The organism is Roseovarius sp. MMSF_3350 (genome assembly GCF_030733425.1).
Taxonomy (GTDB): domain Bacteria; phylum Pseudomonadota; class Alphaproteobacteria; order Rhodobacterales; family Rhodobacteraceae; genus Roseovarius.
On sequence record NZ_JASHIZ010000002.1, the window covers coordinates 50,285 to 71,400 of the forward strand.

A 21,116-nucleotide genomic window follows, 5' to 3' on the forward strand; every position below is an offset into this window, starting at 1 on the left:
CCATGACAGAAGATTTGACCAGACGGTATGCGACAGTATACCGAATAATTTGTCGGCGGTCAGTGCGGTGGGCTTTGCTCGCGGTCGAGCTTGCGCATGAACTGTGTGAGAAGCAGTGCGAGACTGGCGAAGATCGCGACGCCGATCAGCAGGGGCAGGGGGGTTCCGTCGAAGGCAAGGCCCACGGGGACCGCCAGCAGGATCGAGCCCACGGTGGCCAGCCCCGCGGTGATCGACGCGGCCATGCCGGCGATGTGGCCCAGGGGTTCGAGCGCAAGGGCGTTGAGGTTGCCAAGGGTCAGGCCGATCTGGAAGAAGACGGTCACCTGCCAGACGAAGTAGAGCGGGAAGCTTCCCCAGCCTGCGAGGAAAGCGGTGAGCACGGCGAGGGTCAGCCCCGCCTCGATCATCAGGGCCATCTGGATCAGGCGGCGCATGCCCAGCCGCATCACGAGTGCGGCGTTGACGAGGCTGCCGACGGCGGCCACGGCGGCGATGGCGGCGAACCAGAAGGGGAATTCCTCGGCGCGGTCATAGGTCACGTCCATGATCTGCTGGATCGAGCTGATCGACGAGAAAAGCATAGCGAAACAGAGCGTCTGCACGGCCATGGACAGGCGCACCATGGGATAGCGGAACACCTCGGTGGCGGCGCTCACGAGCTTGTTGGGACGGAAGGGCACGCGGCGGTCGCGGGACAGCGGCTCGGGCAGGCGGAGGGCCATCCAGAAGGTGCTGACCCCGGCGAAGACGAGGAAGGATACGAAGATGCCGCGCCATTCATAGAGCGCGATGATGCCCGCGCCCGCCATCGGTGCGATGGCCGGGACGAGGGTGAAGACCAGCATGATGAAGCTCATCAGCCGGGCCATTTCGCGGCCCTTGTAGAGGTCGCGGATGATGGCCATGGCGACGACCCGCGCGGACGCTGCGCCGAGGCCCTGCAACACGCGGGCGGCCAGCACGGTTTCCAGCGTGGGGGCCATCAGGGCGAGCAACGCGCCGGCGCAATAGACGCCAGCTCCCCAGATGATGACCCGTTTGCGCCCGAAGGCATCGGACAGTGCGCCGACGAAGAACGTGCCGACCCCGAGACCCAGCACGAAGCTGCCGATCACCAGCTGCGCCTGGTTGGGCGCGTCGGGCGACAGCTCGGCCCCGATGGCGGGCAGGGCGGGCAGCATGGCGTCGATGGTATAGGCGACCGTGGCCACCAGCATCGCCATAAGCGCCACGAACTCGGCCCGGCCCATGACGGGCGCGGAAGAGGTGGCGGGGTGGTCGGTGGGGGCGGTCATGAAAGGGCGCTATCACGGCGCCGGGATGTGCGCCAGAGCAGGCTTTGCACAGAGAGGGGGCCGTTTTTGCACAGGTGCCTCGGCGCCCTAAAGGTCGCCTTTGAAGGGGGCGCTTCAGGCCGGGCTGCGCCGGAGCAAGATTAAAAGGGCCGCCGCCCAAATGGCCAGTTCCGCGAGGAAAACGGGGTGAAGGATGAAGTTCAGGATCCAGTGGGCGTGGGCGGCCGGCACGGTGACAAGGTGAAAGAAGCGGTCCCGGACGGGCCAGAGCCACTTGATGCCGCCGGCCACGGTGTCGAGCAGGAGGTGGACGAGAATCGCAGCGAAGAAGGCCAAGGCGGGGCGAACCCACTGCGTGCCGCGCCAAGTGGCAAGAGGCAGGACGATAAAAGCGGAGGCGACCCAGAAGGCCGGGATATGAACCCAGTAGTGGTGATGGTGAAAGGCGCGCCCGTCTATGAGGTAAAACCAGATCAGGTCAAGATCGGGCAGGACGCCGCCAAGCATCGCGGCCCAGAGCACCGGCCCGGACCGGGCAAAGGCGCGGCCAGTAACGTAGCCGGCGGGTAGGTGGGCGGTGATCATGGCCGCAGCCTAGGTCGGTCAGTGCCGACCTTTTTCGCTGCGGTTCATGAATTTTCGCGGATCGCCCGCGCAGTTTGCGCGTTCATGGGCGTCGGGGCGCTTCAGGCCTCGGGGCTGTTTTCGAGGTTGTCGACGATCTCGTCGATGACCTTGAGCCACAGATCGGGCGGCTGGCAGCCCGGCACGGCGTGCTTGCCCGCGACGATGAAGCAGGGCACGCCGGTGATGCCCATTTCGCGGAAGGCCTTGTCACGGCCCGCGATGCCCTCGATATCGGCATCGGAGGCCAGAAGTTTCTGGACCACGGCGGCATCCATCTCGGCGCTGTCGGCGATATCGCCCAAAACCTCGTGATCGCTGATATCGCGCCCGTCCTCGAAATAGGCGCGGAAGAGCGACATGGCGACGGCCATCTGGCGGCCCTCGATGCCCGCCCAGTGGATCAGGCGGTGGGCGTCCATGGTGTTGGGGGTGCGGGTGATCTTGTCGAAATTGATCGTCAGCCCCTCGGCCTCGGCCCGTTCGGCGATGGGGGCATAGGCCTGAACCGCGCCCTCTTTGCCACCAAACTTTGCTTCGAGGTATTCGCGCCGGTCCATGCCCTCGGGCGGCATGTCGGGATTGAGCTGGAACGGGTGCCATTCGATCTCAAACGGGTGGCCGGGGCGTTCGGCCAGCGCCTTGTCGAGGCAGGCCTTGCCGATATAGCACCACGGGCAGATCGGGTCGGAGACGATATCAAGCTTGACCATGAAGGTCCTTGTAGATCGGCCGCAGGGCGCGGCGCAGGAGTTTTCCGTTCGCGCCCGTGGGCAGCGCATCGAGGTGGAAAAATCCACGAGGGCGCTTGTAGGCGGCGAGGTTGTCGTTGACATAGGCCTTGAGCGCGTCCTCGGCAACCGGGGCGGGGGCGGTGTAGAAGGCCATGATGAGGCGGGCGTCCTGTTTGACCTCGATCTCGGTCACCGCGGACTGGGTGATGTCGGGATGGGCGTTCAGGACCGCCTCGACCTCCATCGGCGACACGCGGAAGCCGCCGGCGTTCATCATGTCGTCGGAGCGGCCCAGGTAGGTGATATCGCCTTCGGGGGACATGACGCCCTGGTCGCCGGTGAGGAACCAGTCGCCCTGGAAGCGGTCGGCGGTCTCGTCCGGTTCGTTCAGGTAGCCCAGCATCAGGCCGGGGTCGGAGCGGTGGATGGCGATGGTGCCTTCCTTGCCCAAGGGGACCGGGCCGTCCGGGCCGATCAGGGCAACGTTGCGGCCCGGCTGGGGGCGGCCCAGCGTGCCGGGGGCGGCGGGGTGAGCGGGGCAGCCGGAGATGAAGGTGGAGCATTCGGACATGCCGTAGGCCTCGAAGAGCGGCGTGCCAGTGGCTTCGCGCCATTGGGCGTCGATGGTGGCCGACAGCTTTTCGCCGGCGGTCAGGCCGTGGCGGAGTTTGGGCAGGTCGAGCGTTTTACCGGGGGTGACGAACTTGCGGAAGACGCCGGGGGCGGCGGCGAAGATGGTGGCGTCGTGGCGCTTCATCAGCAGGTGCAGCTGGTCGTGCGTGACGGAGGTGGCCGGGATGAGGGCGGTTGCGCCTGCCGTCCACGGGTCCATCAGGCCGGTGCCGAGCGTGTAGGTCCAGTTGAAGGCGCCCGCATGCATCAGGCGGTCATCCTGCCGCAGGCCATACCAGCCGTCGACCATCATCTGCCGCGCCCAGATGGCGCGGTGGGCATGGCAGACCGCGCGGGGCGTGCCGGAGGTGCCGGAGGTATAGATGATATAGGCCAGCCGGTCGGGATCGCCCATGTCGAAGTCTGCCGGGGCATTGTCGTGCATGGCGCGCAGGGTGTCGGTGCCGATGACGGGGATGTCCGTGTCGGGGCAGGGGATGTCGGCGTCGCGCAGGATGGTTTTGGGTTCGGTGGTCTTGAGGATGCCGGCGACCTCGCGCTCGGTCAGTTGCGAGGAGGTGGGGATGGGCACGAGGCCCACGGCGATGGCGCCGAGATAGGCGATGGGGAAGTCGACGGTGTTGCCGAGGCGCATGAGGACCCGGTCGCCGGGGGAGAGGCCGTGCCCCAAAAGGCCCGCGCCGGTGCCCAGGACGGCGGATTTCAGGCGCGCGAAGCTGTAACGTTCGGAGCCGGAGAGCCCGAGGATGGCCAGCGCCACCTTGTCGGGCAGGTCGTCGGCATGGCGCAGTACGTGCGCGGCCAGGTTGAAGGGCGCGGGGCAGGGCGGAAAGGCGGTCGTGTCGGTCGTGGAGCGCATGGCGCGGAGGATTAGGACCGCCACGGCGAAGTTGCAAGCCATGGCGGCGCTGCGTATAGCGTAGGACATGGAAGACAGATCGCCCGTGAGCCTGATCAGGCTGGCCCGCGAGAGCGGGGAAGAGGACGCGGCCCAGCCGCTGAACCTTGCCGAACGGGTGCGCGAATTGCGCAAGTCGCGGGGCTGGACGCTGGAACAGGCCGCAAGGCAGGCGGGGCTCGCGCGGTCGACCCTGTCGAAGATCGAGAACGGGGTGATGTCGCCCACTTACGATGCCTTGAAGAAGCTGGCGGTGGGGCTGGAGATCTCGATCCCGCAGCTGTTCACGCCGCCGCAGCGGGAACAGGTGAGCGGGCGGATGGCGGTGACGCGGGCCGGGCAGGGCACGGCGCAGGCGACCACGACGTATGAGCATGAGTTGCTGGGCGATGCGCTGTTGAAAAAGCGGATGCTGCCATATCGCGCGCGTATCCGGGCACGGTCGGTCGAGGAGTTCGACGGCTGGGTGCGTCATGACGGCGAGGAGTTCATGTACGTCCTGACGGGCGTTGTCCGGCTTTATACCGAGTTCTACGAGCCGATCGAGATGCGCCGGGGCGACAGCGCCTATTACGATGCCAGCATGGGCCACAACGTGGTGTCGGTCAGCGAAGAGGATGCGACAATCCTGTGGGTGACGTCGCTGGGGTGATGGCATGGGTGCGTGGGGCGCGGGCGGAGTGACGCGTCGGCTTTCGCCCACCCTCCGCGGCTGTTTCTCGCGGTTTTGTGATCGCAGCGCGGACGTAATTGCCCGTGGCCAAACGACCTGCGGGCTGTTCGTGGGGTCCGGCTGCTCTATCTCGCACAGTTGATCCGATCAAACGGCCCCGTGCTTTGGCACGCGGCCCGTGATCGGTGTGCGGCCGTTTGGAGGTGGTCAGGTTGGGAAAGGTTTTCAAGGTCTTGATTGGTCTGTGCGTCGTCGCGGCCTGTGCCGCGGCAGGGCTGTGGGGCACGCAGCAGATCCTGTCGCAGGGCGGCTCGGGCGAGGCGGCGTCGGCGCCGCCCGCGGTGCGCGTGGCGCTGACACGACCCGAGACGCGGCAGATCGAGGACCGGGTTGGCGGGGTTGGCACGCTGATCCCGGTGCGGTCGGTCGAATTGGTCCCGGCAGCGGCGGGGCGTGTGACGGACGTGCCGGTTTCGTCGGGCGAAGAGGTGAGCGAGGGTGAAATAATTCTGCAGCTGGACGACCGCGCGGCGCGTGCGTCGCTGGCCGAGGCTGAAGCGACTTTTGCCGAGGCGGAGGACGCGTTCCGCCGGGTCGAGGAACTGACCGACAGCAACACCGCCGCCGAAGCGCGGCTGGAAGAGGCGAGGGCGGTCTATCGCCGGGCGGAGGCCGCGCTGATGATGGCGCGGGCCGATCTGGAAGACCGGACGCTGGTGGCCCCGTTCGACGGAGTGCTGGGGCTGATCGACATCGAGGCGGGAACGTTCCTGGGCGAAGGCATGGCCGTCACGCGGTTGTCGGACATCACCACGATGGAGCTGACCGTGTCGCTGCCCGAACGGTATTTCGACCGGATCGAGGTCGGGCAGTCGGTGAACGTGACGACGCCGGCGTATCCGGACACGCAATTCGAAGGCGAGGTTACGGTGCGGGCGCCGGAGGTGAGCCTGGAGACGCGCAGCTTCAACATCCGGGCCGAGATCGACAATGCCAACGGCCGGCTGGTGGGCGGCATGTTCGCGGATGCCGAGATCGTGCTGGACACGTATGAAGGGCTTGCCATTGCCGATGACGCGATCATCAGTGAAGGGCTGGCGAGCTATGTCTATACTGTCGCCGACGGGGCCGCCGTGCGGACCGAGATCGACCCGGGCCAGTCGTTGGGCGTGATGACCGAGGTGCGCGACGGGCTGGGCCTTGAGGACCGGGTGGTCGTCGCGGGCTGGGACAACCTGTCGGACGGGGCTTCGGTCGAGGTGGCCGAGGATGTGGACCAGCAGGAGGACGCGGCGGCGCAGGATGAAGGCGCGGAGGGCACGACGCAATGACGCTGCCCGACCTGTGCATCAAGCGGCCTGTGCTGGCCACGGTCATGTCGATCCTGATCATCGTGGTGGGCATTGCCGGGCTGACCCGGATGCCGGTGCGGGAATTGCCCGACACCACCACCGCCGAGGTCACGGTCAGCGTGCCCTATATCGGCGCCGGTCCCGGCGTGGTGGACAGCGAGTTGGCCACGGTGATCGAAGGGGCGCTGTCGACGGTATCCGGCATCGACAGCATGAACACCGAATCCGAGCTGGGCGGTCTACGGACCGTCATCACCTTTGGACAGGACCGGGATATCGATCAGGCGGCGGCGGATGTGCGGGCGGCGGTCGAATCCGTGGCCGGCGACCTACCGGAGGAAGCCGAAGAGCCGCAGGTCGAGAAGAATGACAGCCAGGGCGACCCGATCCTGTGGATGACGCTGACCTCTGACACACTGTCGGCGTCGGAACTGACGGATTATGCCGACCGGTTCATCACCGACCGGCTGGAAACACTGAGCGGTGTCGCGGCGGTGCAGATCTATGGCGACCGGGCCTATGCGATGCGCGTCTGGCTGGACCCGCAGGCGATGGCGGCGCGGGGCGTGACCGCGAACGAGATTGCCGACGCGTTGCGGGCCAATAACCTGGAACTGCCAGCGGGCACGATCGAGAACGAGGCGCGGACGTACCTGCTGCGCACCGAGACGCGGCTGTCGAGCGTGGAGGCGTTCGAGGATCTGATCGTGCGCTCGGACGAAAATGGTCGTGTGCTTTTGGGCGACGTGACGCGGATCGAGCTGGGGGTCGAAAGCGACGACAGCGAATTCCGCGCCAATGGCGAGACGGCGCTGGGGCTGGGCGTGCTGCGGCAATCCTCGGCCAACACGCTGTCGATCTCGGCGGCGGTCAGCGAGGAAGTGGAGCGGATCGCGGCGGATTTGCCGGGCGGGACGCGATTGCAGATCACGTCGGACGACGCGGATTTCATCTCGAATTCGATCCGGCAGGTCTTGACCACGCTGGCCATCGCCGTGGGAATCGTGGTGGCGGTGATCTACGTGTTCCTGACCTCGATCCGGACGACGGTGATCCCGGCGGTGACCATCCCCATCGCGCTGTTGGGCGCCTGTGCGGGGATCGCGCTGGCCGGGTTTTCGATCAACATCCTGACGCTCTTTGCGCTGATCCTGGCCATCGGGCTGGTGGTGGATGACGCCATCGTGGTGCTGGAGAATATCGAGCGCAAGGTCGAGGAAGGCGAGGACCCCAGGCAAGCGGCGCGCACGGGCGCGAACCAGGTGTTCTTTGCCGTGGTGTCGACCTCGGCGGTGCTGATCTCGGTTTTCGTGCCGCTGTCACTGCTGGAAGGCGAGCTGGGCAAACTGTTCCGGGAATTCGGCGTGACGCTGGCCATTGCCGTTGCGCTGTCGACCTTCGTGGCGCTGACGCTGTGTCCGGTGATCGCCAGCAAGCTGCTGAAGAAGGGCATGAACGACACGTGGTTCGCACGCGGCGTGAAGCGGGTCACGAAAAGCACCTCGGAGGGCTATCGCAAGCTCTTGACGCGGGCGATCAAGGCGCCGCTGGTGGTGCTGGCGGTGGCGGCGGTGCTGACGGGGATGTCCTGGACACTTTACCAGCAATTGCCGTCGCAGCTGACACCGGATTCGGATAGGGGCATCTTTTTCGTGTCGATCCAGGCGCCCCCGGGATCGGCCTTGCCGCTGACCGACGACGCGGTGAGCCAGGTCGAGGACCTGATCGCGCCCTACCGCGAAGATGGCGTGGTCGAGGACACCATCGCCATTGTCGGGCAATACGGCGAGTCGGGACGGGCGTTCGTGGTGGCGGTGATGTCGCCGTGGGGCGACCGCGAGATGGGGCCACGCGATGTGTTGGCCGAGTTACGGCCCGAGTTTGCCAAGATAACGCGGGCGAGCGTGCGCGCCTTCGCGCCCTCGGGCCTGGATGCCGGGAGCGGATCGGGGCTGGAAGTGATCGTGACGGGACCGAGTTTCGAGGATGCCGCCGAGTTCTCGCGGCAGATGGAAGAGGCGATGCGCGCCAGCCCCGACCTGACCGGGGTGCGGCGGGATTACGAGGTCAACACACCGGGGTTCGACATCAGTGTGAACCGCGCCATGGCGCGGCAGATCGGGGTCGAGGCGCGGGATATCTCGGACGCGGTGCGCACCTTCTTTGCCTCGGCAGAGGTGACCGAGTTCATCTCGCGCGACCGGCAGTACCCGGTGATCTTGCAGGCACCGGACGGGCGGCGGACCAACACCGCCGATCTGACCGGCGTGAACGTGCGGACCGAAACCGGCGAGTTGGTGCCATTGGACGGTCTGGTGAGGCTGGAGCGGCGCGCGTCGGTGCGGGCGTACAACCGGTACAACCGGCAGCCTTCGGTCGAGATCAGCGCGTCTCTGGCCGAAGGCGTGGACCTCGGCTCGGCCATCGCGACGGTCGAGGAGATTGCCGCGGATATGCCCTCGGCCATGCAGATCAGCTATTCGGGGCAGGCCGAAAGTTACCAGGAGACGTCGGGGGGAATCGCGCTGACATTCGCGCTGGCGCTTCTGATCGTGTTCTTGGTACTGGCGGCGCAGTTCGAGAGCTTTATCCAGCCGGTGGTGATCCTGCTATCCGTGCCCTTGGCCGTGGCGGGGGCGCTGCTGACGCTTTTCGTGCTGGGCGAGGCGATCAACATCTACACGCAGGTGGGGATGGTCATGCTGATCGGGCTGATGGCCAAGAACGGCATCCTGATCGTGGAATTCGCCAACCAGCTGCGCGAGGAAGGCCGCAACGTGCGCGAGGCGGTGATCGAGGCATCGGCGGTGCGGCTGCGACCGATCCTGATGACGGTGATGTCGACCGTGCTGGGGGCCGTGCCGCTGGTGCTGTCGACGGGCGCGGGGGCGGCCAGCCGGTTCTCCATCGGGATCGTGATCATCGGCGGGTTCATGTCGGCCTCGGTACTGACGCTGTTCCTGACGCCGGTGCTGTATGACCTGTTGCAGAAAGACCGCGAAAAGGCGGATGCGCCGGAGGGGGCGGGCGCGCAGCCGGCGGAATAGGGCGCAATCCGAGCGGTCAGAGGCGGGTTGTGCCGTACCGCGATTTCGGTCCTACTGGCGGGTGCGTCACATGGTAGGTCGCGCGTTCGGCTGGTGTTTCGATGATCGTACCATTCTTGCTGTTGTTACTGTCCATCGGCGGCATTTTCCTGTCGGCGATGGTGGCTGGGTGGAGCGATGTGATCCTGCTGGCCGGACCGTGTGCGGTTGCCAGCGCTCTCTTGCTGATCGTGGGGGCGCTGAGACGGCGCACGGAACGGGGCAAGAATTGGGTCGTGCTGGACGGCTCGAACGTCATGCACTGGAAGGACAGGTCGCCGGATCTGGATACGGTGCGCGAAGTGGTCGATCACCTGTCATCCGAGGGTTTCACGCCGGGCGTCGTGTTCGATGCCAACGTGGGCTACAAGGTCGGAGACAGGTTCCTGGGCGACAGAGCGCTGGCGGCACGGAGGGGCCTGCCGGTGAGGCGCATCATGGTCGTGCCCAAGGGGCAGCCGGCCGATCCGACGATCCTGACAGCCGCGCGCGATCTGAAGGCGCGGGTCGTCACCAACGACCGGTTCCGGGACTGGGAGGCGGAATTTCCCGAAGCGGGAGAGCCTGGCCGGCTGATAAGGGGCGGGTATACACACGGCAAGCTGTGGCTGGATTTGGGCGACGGCGCCGGTTGACCGCGCCCCGATCAGCCGGCTGATTTGGCCACGCGGTGATAGATGTGGGTGAAGGTCGCCGCGCCCAGGATCGGGATCACGAGGTTCACCAGCGGGATCGACAGCGGCAGGGCCATGAGCGTGCCGGCCATCCAGATCGTGCCGCGATGCTGCTTGCGCAACACCTTGGCGTTGGCGCGGCCGACGCGGCGCATGGCCGCCAGCTGGAAATACTCCATCCCCAGCAGATAGCCGTTCACGCCCCAAAAGATGAACGGCGTGGCGGGTGGGAAGAGCGCGTAGAGGATGAAGGCCAGAATGTTGGCCGCGATGATGACGCCGAGGAAGTTCACGCTGTCCTTGAGCCCGTCGAAGAAGGGCACCGGCGGGACGGCGGGCAGCGTGGGATAGTGCCGGTCCTCGACCGCCTGCGCGACGGTGTCGAGAAACAGCGAGGTGATGGCCGAGGCGACAGGCACCATCAGGAAGACCGACAGGATCAGCATCAGGAAGAATCCGGACCAGCCGAGCAGGTCGTCGATCCAGTTCACCTCGCCGATGACGGGCAGGGTGGTGCTGTCGCCGGTGGCCCACTGGATGACCATCAGGAAAGCGGCGGTCGCGGCCACGAGCAGCAGGAACGAGAGCGCGACGCCCAGCCAGAAGACCTTGCGGAAGCGCGGATCGCCCAACTGGCCCAGGGCCTTGAAGAAGGCGGTGAAGATCATTCGGTGACCCAGGTGGTGATGGCGTGGATATCCGGGCGGGGCCGGTCGGGCGGGGCGGATGACTCGGTGCCGAGGAAGATCAGGCCGGCGATGCTTTCGTTGTCGGCCAGGCCGAAGCCTTGCGTGAGGAAATCACGGTCGTGGGTCGCCCAGCCGGTGAGCCAGTTTGCACCCCAGCCCGAGGCCAGCGCGGCGTTCAGGAGCGCGAGGCAGACGGCCCCGGCGGAATAGGTCTGTTCGATGGCCGGGATCTTGTCGGACGGTTTGCGCACCTCGACCACGGCGACGGCAAGCTGGCCGTCCTCGTATTGCTTGGCGGCCTTGGCGATATCCTCTTCCGACTTGCCCAGTGCGGTCCCACGGTCACGGACCAGCGCGGCGAGACGCGGCATGGCGGCGCAGTCCAGAACGATGAAGCGCCAGGGTTCCAGCTTGCCATGGTCGGGCGAGCGGGCGGCGGCCTGAAGAATTGGCAGCAGGTCGTCGCGCGAGGGCGCCGGGCCGGTCAGCGTCTTGGCCGGGCGCGAGCGGCGCGTCAGCAGGAACTCCATCGCGGCGGGATTGGGATCGGGCATGAGGGTCTTTCGTTGCGTCTTGTCTGTGGCGGCATATGTCGGGCGGTGGAGTGCGGGCGTCAACCCTTTTGGCGGGGACCGTCAGGCGCAAAGCAAACCGGGGTGTGCGTCGTTGCCCCGAGCGGCTTGCAGTGGCCAGCTATTTGTTATCGCGCGACAGGGTATAGACGCCTTCTGGCAGGTTCAGCGCGGCGCCGAGATCCTGCAACTGGGTCATGGACAGCGTCACCTTCTGCACCCGGTCGGTGCGTGGGTCGAGCTGTTCGATGGTCACGCATTCCTCGAACGCGTTGATGGTGACGTCCTCCTGCAAGGGCGCGCTGCCCTCGTCGATCAGGGTAACAACGGTGGCGTCGAATTCGTGCTCTATCGAAAACATGGGGTCACAGTAGCGCATGACCCGCAAAGCGCAATCGGCTTTGCTCCGCACGTGCGCGTGAGGGGGACTGGCCCTCGGCGCAAAGCCTGCTAGAACTAGGGCAAAGGGAGCAATTGCAGGTGAGACAGATGCGGTGGAAGGTTCTGATTTGTGCGGTTTTCCTGGCCGGTTGCGAGGTGACGACCACGGGCGGCGAGGCGCCGCAGCCCCGGCCCACGGGCCAGCAGCAACAATCGGTCAAGGCGCCCTCGAGCACGCAACTGGCGCGGTTCCGGCAGGTCGTGGCGCGGGTCGAGCCGGTGGCCGAGCGAGAATGCCAGGCGCGGGGCGGAAACGTGAACTGCGACTTCAACGTGGTGCTGGATGATCGGCCGGGGCGTCCGCCCAACGCGTTCCAGACGCTGGACCGCAGCGGCCGTCCGATCCTGGCCTTTACCGCGGCGCTGATCGCGGATGTGCGCAACGAGGACGAACTGGCCTTCATCTTCGCGCATGAGGCGTCGCACCATATCCGGCGGCACATCCCGCGCCAGCAGCAAAGCGCCGCGGCGGGAGCCATCCTGCTGGGAGGTCTGGCGACGCTGGCAGGCGCCGGAACGGGCGCGGTGGATGCCGCGACGAACGTGGGGGCCTCGGTGGGCGCGCGCAGTTATTCCAAGGAGTTCGAGCTGGAGGCCGATGCTCTGGGCACGATCATCGCCAAGAAATCGGGCTACAACCCGATCCGGGGCGCGGAGTATTTCACCCGCATCCCCGATCCGGGCAACCGGTTCCTGGGCTCGCACCCGCCCAACGCGCAGCGGATCGAGACCGTGCGCCGCGTGAATGCGCAATTCTGACGAGGTGACATGCTGCAACTGACCGGCGTGATTTCCGACCGGGGGTCGAAATACGCCGTGTCGGGCGGCGCGGCCCGGGACCGCGCGGCGGTGGATGCCTTGCTCAAGGAATTGAAACGCGACAAGAAATTCGCCAAGGCCACGCACAACACCTGGGCGATGCTGGATGCCGAGGGCACCGCGCTGAAGTCGGACGACGGAGAGGCCGGAGCGGGCATGGTGATCGTGCGGATGCTGGAACGCGCGGATTTGCGCGAACACGTGATCGTGGTCACGCGCTGGTTCGGCGGCAAGCATCTGGGCGGTGACCGGTTTCGGCACGTGCAGGACTGCGTCAGTGCCTACTTGGAGGCGCTGGAGGCCTCTTGATGCAGATCAAGGCGTCTTTGGTCCGGCTGCGCCAGTGTCGGCGGCAGAGGTGCCCCACCGGCGCGCGGCAATGAGGCCGGGCCGGCAGGCTGCGCCGATCGACAGGAGAGCCGCGATGCCGCAGACGAAGACGATCAGACGCCACACCGAACTGGTGCACCGTATGGCCCGCACCTTGGGCCTGGACCTGGAAGATGCGGTCTATGCCGGGCAACTGGACCCGGAAACGCTGTGCGATTCGGTTCTGCGTTGTACGGGGTGCAGCGATCCCGACGGGTGCGAGGCGTGGATGGCCGCCCAGGTCGCTCCGGTGGACGCGACGCCGATCGAGTGCCGCAACGGCGAGGTCTTCGCTGCGCTGAAGGCAGGGCGGCGGATCTGAAAAAGGCCTGGTGAGCCGAAGTGATCGTGTGGGACGTGCGGGGCCGTTTCCGAACCATCTTTGCTGTGAAAAGGCCGACAGGGGCCGGACCGGCTTAGAGCGCAGCAATCGTATGAGCCATGGCGCCGAAGATGCCGAAGAAACAGCAGGCCGTGGCGATCAGCACGCAGGCGTGCCAGATGGCGTTGCTGAATTTCAGCGTGTCCCAGCAGTAGAACACCACCGCGCCGGAATAGATTATTCCGCCCGCGAAGATCAGCGTCAGGCTGTTGGCCGGCAGCGACGGCCAGAGCGGGACGATGATGATCAGACCCAGCCAGCCGAGCGCCACCTGCGGAAGCCAGTGCGTGCTCATTTTTCCGCGCGCGGCCAGCAGCTTGCGTACCGCACCCGAGAGCGCGAGGAACCACACCAGCGTCAGCACGGTATAGGCGAAGGGCGTGTTCAGCAGCACCGCGAGCGGCGTGATCGTGCCCGCGATCTTGACGTAGATGGCGGCGTGGTCGATCCGGCGCAAAAGTGGGCGCAAGGACGTGTGCGCGGCCAGGTGATAGGCCGCCGAGGCGCTGAGCATCAGGATCATGGCAATTCCGTAGACGACGGCCGCCGTCATCGCCCCCGGGCTCAGCTGACCGGCATTGGCGAAGATCAGGAACGCGACCGCGACAAAGGCGCTGCCGACCCCGAGCACATGCACGGCGGCATCGGCGATCCGTTCGGCGCGTGTGTAGCTTGGATAGGACATATCGCGGTCCTCTGTCCTTTGGGCGTTCTGTGGTTTCATGTCGATCATGACATTGAGATGTCTCGATTATGTTTCAGTTTTAGGGATGTTCGTTCAAAAATTATGTGACAAGACCGTAACCAAATTGGAAACAAAGGCCCGGCCGGGCCCCTGTTCGTCGCCTTTACAAGGGCTTAGCGGTTTTGAAGCCGCTCGAGATAGACAACGGTTGACGCTGCGGCAATTGCGTAGATCACATGGCCCACCAGCGCCACCCAGGTGATGCCGGTGAAGTTCAGGAAGAACGGAAGGCCGGCGATGCTGGTGATGCCGCCAATGGCGAAGACCCACAGCGCGACGCCGTAAATGGCCGAGGCGGGCAGCCAGTGCAGGCCGGGGGTGATGCGCTTCATGACTGGGCGCGCAATGAAGAGCCAGCCGATGGGATAGGCGAGAAGGCCGACGAAGAAGAGGTGCATGAGGTGGCCGTAAGGCGCGGCGTTGGGCAGGCCCAGCGAGCCCAGCAGGCTGCGGGCGAGGCCGACGGGAGCAAGGTTGGCAAAGCCGAGAATCGGTGAAAGCGCCTGGCCGAAGATGTCGAAGGCCACGGTGCCGGCGGCGCCGGACAGCAGGATGAGCAGCGCCGTATCGAGGGACATGGCGGGAAGGGTGCGGGCGGGATCGGTGGTGAGGGAGGTCATGGTCGGGGGTCCTTGTCAGGTGTGGGTTGCGTTGGTGCGGCCAAGCTGCGGCGGACCGATATGACAATCAACTGACAGGACCGTGAGCGCACGGATTGGTGTAAATATCTGTGAGTGTTGAAATATTTCAGAATTTCACGGGGGTGTTAGAGCTGGGGTAATACCGAAGCTTTACCCACCAAAACGCGAACTCAGGTTTGATCGAACCTCGTCGGGCTCAAGTTCACCTTCTCTGAGAAGAAAATGATGCTCAATAAACCCTTCATAGTAACCTAAAGCCGATCGCGCATCATCCAAAGATAAAATGTTTTCTTCAATCAGCTGTATCAAAAGGGCCTGGACACGATGACCAAGAAAGTATCTTCGCGTGTTCGCGAGTCTTTCTACAAGAATGAAAGCTTCCCAGTTGGATATCGCGTTCGCTTTGTCGTTAAAGAAGTGCCTGTATGCATTATGCACGCCGTAGACCCCAGCTTCAAAGCGAACGCTGGCTAAGTAAGCATCCAATATTTCGTTCTTGTCCCATACGGACTCTATCCATTTAGCCAATGCCATTTCGACAAGCTTTCTTCGGATAGTTGGCCGCAATCTGGTAATAAAGTTGGAACGGCAAAACTGTTGAGTAATCGAACTGCCTCCAGACCTCTTTCCTCGCCAAAGAAACTGCCAAAAAGCTCTCATCAGACCTCGCCAGCTTATTCCGCTATGTTCAAAGAAGCCTTTATCTTCAACGGCAATAGCGATCCGCCGCGTTGAAGATAAATCGGTCTTGAGTCGCTCGATTTCCGCCTTTGCCAGTTTGATATGATAAATTGTCTGCTCAAAATTCTTGACCAACGGCACTCGCGAAAAAGCGGCCAAAAATCTTGCGAACCATAGCCGCCAATTCTCGTTAGCCTCATTCAGCTGCTGATAATATGTTAAAAGACATAGTAATATCCAAGTCGCGAACGTGACCCAAAGGTAACTAATAGACAAGTGCGGCAGGTTGATGGCCACTCGTGTCATATCCATGACCGACGGCCCAAGCAGGAAAATACTGACTAGCGATGCCAAAATAATAAATAGTACCGGCATCGACCTGTAAGAGAAAAGCGTTGGTCTTAGGTGTATCGAAAATGGGTCATCCGCTCCCTCTATGCGCCAGTTCGGTAAAACCAACGTGTTTGTCCCATAGCTAACGCCGAGCATTCTTCGGAGCACTATGATCTTTCTTTCAGAGAATGTTTGTGACTTTCTCAAATTTGCCAAGTGGACAATTGCGAACCAAGAGAAAATCAAAATTACTACTAGGAAAAAAGCTCTTATATCATCGGCTTCGACGCCGCTGTTCGATATACCGCCTGCCAATTCGCTTATTTTGAAAGATCCGAACCCAAGAAGAGTCGCTATTGTCGTGAGAACACTTGTTGTCCACGTCACTGCTCTGTCTACAGACGCAAGCATTTGGACTGCAAAGTTATACTCAGCTAAACCAATTTCAGTTGTAAGCTTGTGTTGAGGGAAATAGCGCTCGATCTGGTCGCTCATTTGATCTGACCCCACAGGTCATACTCCCCGGCCTCGTCCACCTCGACCGTGACGATCTCGCCCACGGTCAGGCCCTCGGTGTTCTCGTCGATGAAGAGACAGCCGTCGATTTCGGGCGCGTCGGCCTTGGTGCGGCAGGTGGCGATGCCGTCTTCGTCGATATCGTCGACGATCACCTCTTGCACGGATCCGACCTTGGCGGCCAGCTTATCCACAGAAATGGACTGTGCCTTTTCCATGAAGCGATCCCAGCGGTCTTGCTTGACTTCTTCGGGCACATGGTCGGGCAGGTCGTTGGACCGCGCGCCCTCGACATTCTCGTATTTGAAGCAGCCAACGCGGTCGAGCTGTGCCTCGTCGAGCCAGTCGAGCAGGGTCTGGAATTCGGCCTCGGTTTCGCCGGGATATCCGACGATGAAGGTCGAGCGCAGGGTCAGGTCGGGGCAGATCGCGCGCCAAGCGACGATTTCATCGAGGGTTTTCGCCCCGGCGGCGGGGCGGGCCATGCGTTTCAGAACGTCTGGATGAGCGTGTTGGAACGGGATGTCGAGATAGGGCAGCACGCCGCTGTCGGGGTCGGCCATGAGCGGGATGAGCTCGCGCACATGGGGGTAGGGGTAGACGTAATGCAGCCGGACCCACGCGCCGAGTTCTCCGAGTGCCCTGGACAGATCGACGACATGGCTGCGCAGGTCGCCATCCTTCCACGGGTTCACGTCATACTTTCGGTCCAGCCCGTAAGCGCTTGTATCCTGGGAGATAACCAGAAGTTCCCGCACGCCGCTCTCGACCAGCTTTTCGGCCTCGCGCAGAATTGCGTGGCCGGGGCGCGAGGCGAGGCGGCCGCGCATGTCGGGGATGATGCAGAACTTGCACTTGTGGTTACAGCCCTCTGAAATCTTGAGGTAACTATAGTGGCGCGGCGTCAGCTTGACGCCCGCCTCTGGCAGAAGGTCGATGAAGGGATCTGGAGCAGGAGGCACGGCGGTGTGGACCGCGTCGAGCACCTGTTCGTATTGGTGCGGGCCGGTGACGGCCAGAACGCGGGGGTGGGTGCCTGTGATGTATTCGGGTTCGGCGCCGAGGCAGCCTGTGACGATGACGCGGCCGTTCTCGGCAAGTGCCTCGCCGATGGCGTCGAGGCTTTCGGCCTTGGCACTGTCGAGAAAGCCGCAGGTGTTCACGATCACCGCGTCGGCGCCGGAATAGTCGGGCGAGATGCCATAGCCCTCGGCCCGCAGGCGCGTCAGGATGCGCTCGCTGTCGACCAGCGCCTTGGGGCAGCCCAGAGACACCATGCCGATCACGGGCTGGCCCTTGCGGGGCGTCTCGGTGACGCGGGCGCGCGCGAGGTCGGGGCGCAGATCGGGTGGGTTGGTGCTCATGCCGCGCGATATAGTCCCCCAGGCCCCCCCGATAAAGCGGAAAAGCTGTTGTTGGGCGCAAGGCCTGCGCCTAGTCTGAAAAGAAAACGTTGGAGCGCAGGATGCGGTGGCTCATTCGCATTTTCATGATCGTGCTGGTGTCGGCGGTGCTGGTCGTCGCGGCGGTATTTTTCCTGCCCGGCGAGCGGATCGCGGGTATCGCGGCGGACCAGTTGAGCCGGATGACCGGCCGCCAGGTGACGATGAGCGGCGAGACCACCATCAGCTTTTGGCCCATCCTTGGCGTCAGCACCGGTGCCGTCACGGTCGCCAATGCCGACTGGGCCGGGGATGCGCCGATGTTCCAGGCGGAGAGCCTGAAGATCGGAGTGGAGCCGCAAGCGCTGTTCGGCGGTGATATCCGCATTACCGGGCTGGAGGCCGTGGGACCGCAGATCAACTTGCGCCGGGCCAAGGACGGCCGGGTCAACTGGGAGTTGAACGTCGAAGGGGTGGCGCCGTCCGGACAGGGTGAGAGCGGCGGTGCACCGGCGCGGTCGAACCGGCTGGCACTGACGTTGGACCGGGCGCTGATCGAGAATGCGTCGCTGGTTTACATCGACGAGGTCGACGGAACCACGGTGCGTCAGTCGGGCGTGGATTTCGACCTGCGCTGGCCGGATTACGAGGGTGCCGCGGATTTCGACCTGACCCTGCGCCCCGGTGGCGAGGTTGTGCAGATTGCCGGCACGCTGGACCGCGTGGGGCATTTCATTGATGGCGGCGTCTCGGACGTGCAGGCCCAGATTTCCACCAAGGCGGGCGCGGCCAGTTTTGCCGGACGCGCGGGATCGGCGCCGGAACTGGCGGGCCGGCTGAGTGCGGACCTGCAAAACACGTCGGAATTCATGGCCCTGATCGGGCAGGGGCCGATGGATATCCCAGAGGGGCTGGGCCGCGCCGCGACGCTGGAAACGGACGTGATCTTCAAGGACGACCGGCTGTCGCTGCGCAATGCGGCGCTGGGGCTGGATGGCAACCGCCTGACGGGCGCGGCGGATGTCGATCTGGGCGAGGACCGGCCGCGGTTGAACGTGCAGCTGAACGCCGGCGCGCTGGACCTGTCTGGACTGAGCGCCGAAAGTGGCGAGACAGAGAGCGAGAGCGAGCGCGGCCGCGGTGGTGCGGTCAGCGACGGCTGGTCGAAAGCGCCGATCAACGCGTCCGGACTGGAGGCGGTGAACGGGGAATTCGCGCTGGTGGCCGACAGCATCGACCTTGGGAATTTCAGTCTTGGCACGACGCGTACCCTGGCCACGCTGGATCGTTCGAGGCTGGTATTCGAGCTGCGCGAGGTGCGCGCCTATGACGGGCTGATCACCGGGCAGTTCGTGATGAACAACCGTTCCGGCCTGTCGGTGGGGGGCGACATGATCGCCACGGGTATATACCTGAAGACATTTCTGGACGACGCGATGGAGATCTCGCGCTTCGAGGCGAAGGCCGATGGCGAGGTGGATTTCCTCGGCGTCGGTGAAAGCGTGCATGCGATCATGAATTCGCTGAGCGGCGGTGGCGCGTTCAAGACCGGGCGCGGCGTGATCGCGGGTTTCGATCTGGACCGGCTGATGCGGTCGGGCAGCGGCACCGGGGGCACGACGGTTTTCGATACGCTTTCTGCCACTTTCACGATGGAAGACGGCAACCTGTTCAACGACGACCTGACGCTGAAACTGCCGCAGGCGAGTGCGGTGGGCGAGGGGCGCGTGGGGCTGGGGGCGCGGGACATCGATTACCTCTTCACGCCGCGCCTGCTGGACGGCGGAAGCCGCGACGGGCTGGCGATTCCGGTGAAAATCCGGGGGCCGTGGGCCAATCCGAAGATCACGCCGGACCTGGAAGCGGCGATCGACCTGAACTTCGAGGAAGAGAAAAAGGAGCTGGAACGCCAGGCCCGGCAGGAGATCGAGCGCGAGGTCGAGAAACAGCTGGGCATCGAGCGGCAGGAAGGCCAGTCGCTGGAGGATGCGGCGAAGGACGCGCTGGAGAAGGAACTGGAGCGCGGCCTGCTGAAGCTGTTCGATTGATGGCGTCGATGGCGCGACAAAGGTACGACACATGACACTCAACCCGGTAACCCCAGATTTCCTAGAGCGCCTGCGCGGCGTGCTGCCAATGGCGGCGTTCCGAGATGTGATGCCGGCCTACCTGGAAGAGCCGCGCGGGCGTTGGCAGGGGCGGGCGGGCGTGCTGGTCGCCCCCGCCAGCACCGAGGAGGTCGCGGCCGTGGTGCGTACCTGTGCCGAGGCGTGTGTGCCGGTGGTGCCCTATGGCGGCGGCACCGGGTTGGTCGGCGGGCAGTTGTCGCCCGAGGGGCCGGTGCCGGTGCTGCTGAGCCTGGAGCGGATGCGGGCCGTGCGCGGGGTCTGGCCCGAGGAAAACGTGATGGTGGTCGAGGCGGGCGCCATCCTTCAGGACATCCATGCCGAGGCGGAGGCGGTGGACCGGCTGTTTCCGCTGTCGCTGGCCGCCAAGGGCAGCGCGCGGATCGGCGGCAACCTTGCCACCAACGCGGGCGGGGTGAACGTGCTGCGCTATGGCAATGCGCGGGACCTGTGCCTGGGGCTGGAGGCGGTGCTGCCGGACGGGACGATCTGGCACGGGCTGAAGCGGCTGAGGAAGGACAACACCGGCTATGACTTGCGCAACCTGCTGATCGGGTCCGAAGGCACGCTGGGCGTGATCACCGCCGCGGCGCTGAAACTGTTTTCCAAGCCCGCCGGAGAAGGCACGGCGCTGATGTTTGTGGAGAGCCCCGAGGCGGCGCTGAGCCTTTTGTCGATGGCGCGCGACCACATGGGCGAGGGGGTGTCGGCGTTCGAGTTGATGCATCGCGCGGGACTGGATTTTCTGGCAGAGACCATGCCGGACATGCGGCTGCCTTTCACCGATCCGCCCGAATGGTTCGTGTTGATCGATATCGGGCTGGCCAAGGGTCTTGATCCGGCAGAGGCGCTCGAGGCGCTGTTCGTCGAGGCGGCGGAGGCCGGGCTGGTGAGCGACGGCATGATCGCGCAATCGGAGGCACAGCGGCGTGACTTCTGGGAGGTTCGTGAGACGATCCCCGAGGCGAACAGGCTGGTCGGTTCGATCAGCAGTCATGATATCTCCCTGCCGCTGAGCGCCGTGGCGGGCTTCATCGAGACCGGCAACGCGGCGCTGAAGGAGTTGGGTCCGTTCCGGATCAACTGCTTCGGGCATCTGGGCGACGGGAACCTGCATTACAACGTGTTTCCGCCCAAGGGTGAGACGCGCGACGGCTATACGGGCCAACGCGACGCCATCAAGTGGCTGGTGCATGACCTGGTGCACGAGATGGACGGATCGGTGTCGGCCGAGCATGGGATCGGACGGCTGAAGGTCGACGATCTGCAACGCTATGGCGATCCGGCAAAGCTTGCGGCGATGCGCGCGATCAAGGGGGCGTTGGATCCCGAAGGCATCATGAATCCCGGCGCGATCCTAAAGGCTTCATCGGATCGACAGTGAGTATTTTTGGAACAGTGAAAGCCGGGCCGCTTTTGCTTCAATACTCAAAAGCCACGGTTCGACA

The 21,116-nt window shown here is 64.4% G+C and carries 20 protein-coding genes; 9 read left to right on the plus strand and 11 right to left on the minus strand.

Going from position 1 to position 21,116, the window contains the following annotated elements:
- Nucleotides 1-59: 59 nt before the first annotated feature.
- The 4 genes from RBB31_RS02825 to RBB31_RS02840 form a co-directional block, all read right to left on the minus strand.
- Entirely contained in the window at nucleotides 60-1,298 is a 1,239-nt protein-coding gene (locus tag RBB31_RS02825; protein ID WP_306127735.1) for a multidrug effflux MFS transporter, read from the minus strand.
- A 114-nt stretch (nucleotides 1,299-1,412) separates the two neighbouring features.
- Nucleotides 1,413-1,883, minus strand: a complete 471-nt coding sequence (locus RBB31_RS02830) for a metal-dependent hydrolase (protein WP_306127736.1) — start codon at nucleotides 1,881-1,883, stop codon at nucleotides 1,413-1,415.
- A 101-nt stretch (nucleotides 1,884-1,984) separates the two neighbouring features.
- Nucleotides 1,985-2,635 carry a DsbA family oxidoreductase gene (locus RBB31_RS02835; RefSeq protein WP_306127737.1) on the minus strand — a complete coding sequence of 217 codons (651 nt, stop codon included), beginning with the start codon at nucleotides 2,633-2,635 and terminating at the stop codon, nucleotides 1,985-1,987.
- Nucleotides 2,622-4,148: a class I adenylate-forming enzyme family protein gene (locus RBB31_RS02840; protein WP_306127982.1), complete on the minus strand. Its 1,527-nt coding sequence runs from the start codon at nucleotides 4,146-4,148 to the stop codon at nucleotides 2,622-2,624. The genes RBB31_RS02835 and RBB31_RS02840 overlap by 14 nt, the downstream gene beginning before the upstream one ends.
- 67 nt (nucleotides 4,149-4,215) lie before the next feature.
- Between RBB31_RS02840 and RBB31_RS02845 the strand changes: the two genes are divergently transcribed.
- The 4 genes from RBB31_RS02845 (at nucleotide 4,216) to RBB31_RS02860 (ending at nucleotide 9,933) form a co-directional block, all read left to right on the plus strand.
- Complete coding sequence (locus RBB31_RS02845) at nucleotides 4,216-4,839, plus strand: helix-turn-helix domain-containing protein (RefSeq protein ID WP_306127738.1); 624 nt, start codon at nucleotides 4,216-4,218, stop codon at nucleotides 4,837-4,839.
- Nucleotides 4,840-5,072: 233 nt separating this feature from the next.
- Nucleotides 5,073-6,191 (plus strand): efflux RND transporter periplasmic adaptor subunit, encoded by a 1,119-nt coding sequence (locus RBB31_RS02850; RefSeq protein ID WP_306127739.1) that lies wholly within the window; start codon nucleotides 5,073-5,075, stop codon nucleotides 6,189-6,191.
- A complete protein-coding gene (locus RBB31_RS02855) occupies nucleotides 6,188-9,259 on the plus strand; it encodes an efflux RND transporter permease subunit (RefSeq protein ID WP_306127740.1) in 3,072 nt (1,023 codons plus the stop codon). Before RBB31_RS02850 ends, RBB31_RS02855 begins: the two co-directional genes overlap by 4 nt.
- A 101-nt stretch (nucleotides 9,260-9,360) precedes the next feature.
- Nucleotides 9,361-9,933 carry a hypothetical protein gene (locus RBB31_RS02860; protein WP_306127741.1) on the plus strand — a complete coding sequence of 191 codons (573 nt, stop codon included), beginning with the start codon at nucleotides 9,361-9,363 and terminating at the stop codon, nucleotides 9,931-9,933.
- An 11-nt stretch (nucleotides 9,934-9,944) separates the two neighbouring features.
- Here the strand turns inward: RBB31_RS02860 and RBB31_RS02865 are convergent, their stop codons facing one another.
- From RBB31_RS02865 to RBB31_RS02875, 3 genes are all read right to left on the minus strand, one after another.
- Nucleotides 9,945-10,640, minus strand: coding sequence for an EI24 domain-containing protein (locus tag RBB31_RS02865; protein WP_306127742.1), 696 nt, complete (start codon nucleotides 10,638-10,640; stop codon nucleotides 9,945-9,947).
- On the minus strand, nucleotides 10,637-11,215 hold the full coding sequence (locus tag RBB31_RS02870; RefSeq protein ID WP_306127743.1) for a nitroreductase family protein: 579 nt from the start codon (nucleotides 11,213-11,215) through the stop codon (nucleotides 10,637-10,639). The genes RBB31_RS02865 and RBB31_RS02870 overlap by 4 nt, the downstream gene beginning before the upstream one ends.
- 139 nt (nucleotides 11,216-11,354) lie before the next feature.
- A complete protein-coding gene (locus RBB31_RS02875) occupies nucleotides 11,355-11,594 on the minus strand; it encodes a hypothetical protein (protein WP_306127744.1) in 240 nt (79 codons plus the stop codon).
- Between the two features lie 128 nt (nucleotides 11,595-11,722).
- Here RBB31_RS02875 and RBB31_RS02880 point away from each other — a divergent pair, with 128 nt between their 5' ends.
- From RBB31_RS02880 to RBB31_RS02890, 3 genes are all read left to right on the plus strand, one after another.
- A complete protein-coding gene (locus RBB31_RS02880; protein ID WP_306127745.1) occupies nucleotides 11,723-12,433 on the plus strand; it encodes a M48 family metalloprotease in 711 nt (236 codons plus the stop codon).
- A 9-nt stretch (nucleotides 12,434-12,442) separates the two neighbouring features.
- Complete coding sequence (locus RBB31_RS02885; protein WP_306127746.1) at nucleotides 12,443-12,802, plus strand: YigZ family protein; 360 nt, start codon at nucleotides 12,443-12,445, stop codon at nucleotides 12,800-12,802.
- A gap of 115 nt (nucleotides 12,803-12,917) precedes the next feature.
- The gene (locus tag RBB31_RS02890; protein WP_306127747.1) at nucleotides 12,918-13,184 is read left to right on the plus strand and encodes a DUF6455 family protein; all 267 of its coding nucleotides are present in this window, start codon (nucleotides 12,918-12,920) and stop codon (nucleotides 13,182-13,184) included.
- 94 nt (nucleotides 13,185-13,278) lie between these two features.
- Here RBB31_RS02890 and RBB31_RS02895 read toward each other — a convergent pair whose 3' ends face one another.
- The 4 genes from RBB31_RS02895 to rimO all read right to left on the minus strand — a co-directional run bounded on the left by RBB31_RS02895 (nucleotide 13,279) and on the right by rimO (nucleotide 17,524).
- Nucleotides 13,279-13,977, minus strand: coding sequence for a hemolysin III family protein (locus RBB31_RS02895; protein WP_306127748.1), 699 nt, complete (start codon nucleotides 13,975-13,977; stop codon nucleotides 13,279-13,281).
- Between the two features lie 125 nt (nucleotides 13,978-14,102).
- Nucleotides 14,103-14,609 carry a hypothetical protein gene (locus RBB31_RS02900; protein WP_306127749.1) on the minus strand — a complete coding sequence of 169 codons (507 nt, stop codon included), beginning with the start codon at nucleotides 14,607-14,609 and terminating at the stop codon, nucleotides 14,103-14,105.
- Between the two features lie 171 nt (nucleotides 14,610-14,780).
- Nucleotides 14,781-16,139, minus strand: a complete 1,359-nt coding sequence (locus tag RBB31_RS02905; protein ID WP_306127750.1) for a biosynthetic peptidoglycan transglycosylase — start codon at nucleotides 16,137-16,139, stop codon at nucleotides 14,781-14,783.
- Nucleotides 16,136-17,524 carry a 30S ribosomal protein S12 methylthiotransferase RimO gene (gene rimO / locus RBB31_RS02910; RefSeq protein WP_306127751.1) on the minus strand — a complete coding sequence of 463 codons (1,389 nt, stop codon included), beginning with the start codon at nucleotides 17,522-17,524 and terminating at the stop codon, nucleotides 16,136-16,138. The genes RBB31_RS02905 and rimO overlap by 4 nt, the downstream gene beginning before the upstream one ends.
- 101 nt (nucleotides 17,525-17,625) lie before the next feature.
- Between rimO and RBB31_RS02915 the strand changes: the two genes are divergently transcribed.
- Nucleotides 17,626-19,590 carry an AsmA family protein gene (locus tag RBB31_RS02915; RefSeq protein ID WP_306127752.1) on the plus strand — a complete coding sequence of 655 codons (1,965 nt, stop codon included), beginning with the start codon at nucleotides 17,626-17,628 and terminating at the stop codon, nucleotides 19,588-19,590.
- 31 nt (nucleotides 19,591-19,621) lie between these two features.
- Entirely contained in the window at nucleotides 19,622-21,052 is a 1,431-nt protein-coding gene (locus tag RBB31_RS02920; RefSeq protein WP_306127753.1) for an FAD-binding oxidoreductase, read from the plus strand.
- Nucleotides 21,053-21,116 lie beyond the last annotated feature (64 nt).